The 2,831-nt window shown below is 72.4% G+C and carries 3 protein-coding genes; all 3 read left to right on the top strand.

Translation table 11 applies throughout. The annotated features are described in order from the left end of the window. Window positions 1–319: 319 nt before the first annotated feature. Complete coding sequence (locus WMI84_RS17895; RefSeq protein WP_347355128.1) at window positions 320–1,408, top strand: amidohydrolase family protein; 1,089 nt, start codon at window positions 320–322, stop codon at window positions 1,406–1,408. Continuing rightward, the gene (locus WMI84_RS17890) at window positions 1,398–2,327 is read left to right on the top strand and encodes a GNAT family N-acetyltransferase (RefSeq protein WP_347355127.1); all 930 of its coding nucleotides are present in this window, start codon (window positions 1,398–1,400) and stop codon (window positions 2,325–2,327) included. The genes WMI84_RS17895 and WMI84_RS17890 overlap by 11 nt, the downstream gene beginning before the upstream one ends. A 178-nt stretch (window positions 2,328–2,505) precedes the next feature. Continuing rightward, window positions 2,506–2,831 (top strand): 30S ribosomal protein S16 (gene rpsP / locus WMI84_RS17885; protein ID WP_347355126.1); only part of this gene is annotated, 326 nt, incomplete at its 3' end.

The following is a 2,831-nucleotide window of genomic DNA, read 5'->3' as shown; positions in this document are numbered from 1 at the left end:
GAGCACGGGCTGTCTGGTGCGCTCGGCTCCGGTCGCGGGTCATGTCGCAGCAGCTGTGTGGCCTGAGCACGGCGTGGCAGCCGGCCGGCGACATGACAGGTGACCGGACGGGGCGTGGTAGCCGGCCGGCGACATGACAGGTGACCGGACGGGGCGTGGCAGCCGGCTCGCGACATGACGGGTGACCTGAGCACGACGCAGCCCCCGGCTCGTGACATGACGGGTGACCTGACAGCCAGCGGCCGGGTCGGGCGCGCGACGCCGGCCCGCTGCGACTGCCTCGACCGGAGCGGTTGCCCGGGTCGATAGGGTCGGGCGTATGGATGCGCCGGTGTTGCATGTCCGAGGGCAGGTACTGGTCGGGCCCGAGGAGACCCGCGACGAGGTCTGGGTCATCGACGGACGGGTCTCCTTCACCGCCCCGAGCGGGCCCGCCGACGTGCAGACCCTCGAGGGCTGGGTCCTGCCGGGGCTCGTCGACGCGCATTGTCATGTCGGTCTGGGCCCGCGCGGCGAGGTTCCCCGCGAGGAGGCCGAGCAGCAGGCGCTCGCCGACCGGGACCACGGGGCTCTGCTGATCCGGGACGCGGGGCAACCGGGCGACACGCGCTGGATCGACGAGCGTGCCGACCTGCCGAAGGTCATCCGGGCCGGTCGGCACATCGCGCGGACCAAGCGGTACATGCGCAACTTCGCCCACGAGGTCGAGCAGGACCAGCTCGATCACTACGTCCGGCTCGAGGCGCACCGCGGCGACGGCTGGGTCAAGCTCGTGGGCGACTGGATCGATCGCGACGTCGGTGACCTGACCCCGAGCTGGTCGGCAGACGCCTTCGCCGCCGCGGTCCGCGCCGCCCACGAGGAAGGCGTGCGGGTCACCGCCCACTGCTTCGGCGAGCAGTCGCTGCGCGACCTCGCGGCGGCCGGGATCGACTGCGTCGAGCACGCCACCGGGCTGCAGCAGGACTCGATCGACACCTTCGCGGCCCAGGGCATCGCGATCGTGCCGACCCTGGTCAACATCGCCCACTTCCCGCAGATCGCCGAGCCCGCCAGGGAGAATTACCCCGCCTACCACCGGCACATGCTCGACCTCTACTCGCGCCGCCACGCCACCATCGGGGCCGCCCACGAGGCCGGCGTGGCGATCTATGCCGGCACCGACGCCGGGGGGAGCCTGCCCCACGGGCTCGTCGCCGGCGAGATCGAGGAGCTGACCAAGGCCGGCCTCAGCACCCTCGAGGCGCTCGGCGCCGCCACCTGGGCAGCCCGGCAGTGGCTCGGCCGCCCGGGCATCGAGGAGGGTCAGGACGCGGACATCGTCGTGTACGGTGCCGACCCGCGCGAGGACGTCCGGGTCGTCGCCGACCCGGCGGGCATCGTCCTGCGAGGTCGTCTTGTCCACTGACCCGGCCGGCGCGCCGTCGGTGCGCCACCTCTCCCGGAAGGGAGAGCGCGTCCTGGTGCGCCCGCCCACGGAGGCCGACGCAGCGGCATACGCCGAGGCCGTGAGCAGGTCCGCCCGGCGCCTGGCCGACTTCGCGATCGCGGACCCGAACAACTTCGCCGACGTCATCAGGGCCCAGTCCCCGACGTTTCGCACCTTCCTGATCGAGGCCCGGGACGCCGAGGGCGACCACGGCCTGGTGGGCCGGGTCAACGTCTCCAACGTGGTGCGGGGCGCCTTCCGCAGCGCGGCGATGGGGTATGACGCCTACGACCCGTACGCCGGACGCGGCCTGTTCGTCGAGGGGCTCGAGCTCGTCATCGACATCGCCTTCTCCGACGAGCCCGCCGGGATGGGCCTGCACCGGATCGAGGCCAACATCCAGCCGACGAACAGCCGGTCCGCGGGCCTGGTCCGCAGCCTCGGCTTCGTCCACGAGGGCTTCTCGCGCGAGTACCTCCACCTGCCGGGCAAGGACGACCCGAACCGGGCCTGGCGGGACCACGACCGGTACGCGATGCTGGCCTCCGACTGGCCGGCGGTTCCGTACCGGCCCCACCGACCGCACCGGATGGCGCTGGTCATCAACGGGGTCCCGGCGATCGACGTCCGACCGGCCGCCAACCTGGTCGCGGCCGAGCTGTCCCTGCCGGTGTTCTCCGTCCGTCACCTCCGCGAGCCCGCGGCCCTCTGGGAGCTGCTGCGCCAGTCGCCGATCGGCGGCGTGGTGGAGTGCCACGTCTCTCCGGTCGAGCTGCGCATCGGGCTGGCGCGCGCCGGCTTCGACCCGGCCCGCGTCCCGGTCATCGAACCGGTCGCCGACCCGAGCAAGCGCGAGGTCGTCGACATCGCGCTGCGGGTGCGAGCGGCATACCCCTGAGCGCTCAACCACGCGGTGGTCCGGGCGGGCGCCACGATCTGGCACAATGGTCGGCTGTACCCGCCCGCGTCCGGCCCCTCTCGCCTGGCGCAGGTGCCTACACCGAGTCACGGCTCCCCGCGTGTTCCCCACCCGGTCTCGCCGTGCTCACAACCGAGAAACAGGAGACACCACAGCCGTGGCAGTCAAGATCCGCCTCAAGCGCATGGGCAAGATCCGTGCACCCTTCTACCGAGTCGTCGTCATGGACTCACGCACCAAGCGTGACGGGCGGGCGATCGAGGAGATCGGCAAGTACCACCCCACCGAGGAGCCCTCGCTCATCGACATCGACCTGGCGCGGGCCGACTACTGGATCGGCAACGGGGCCCAGCCCACCGAGGCCGTTGCTGCGCTGCTCAAGCTCGTCCGCGAGGGCGGCGTGCAGACCCGGGAGCCGGGGCCCTCGAAGAAGGAGCGCTACGAGGCAGCGGTCGCCGCCGCCGGCAAGGCCTCCGACGGCGC

It is taken from the genome of Intrasporangium sp. (assembly GCF_039812505.1).
Lineage (GTDB): Bacteria > Actinomycetota > Actinomycetes > Actinomycetales > Dermatophilaceae > Intrasporangium_A.
The sequence above is the reverse complement of the archived record's forward strand: the minus strand, read 5'-3'. Positions and strand labels throughout refer to the sequence as shown.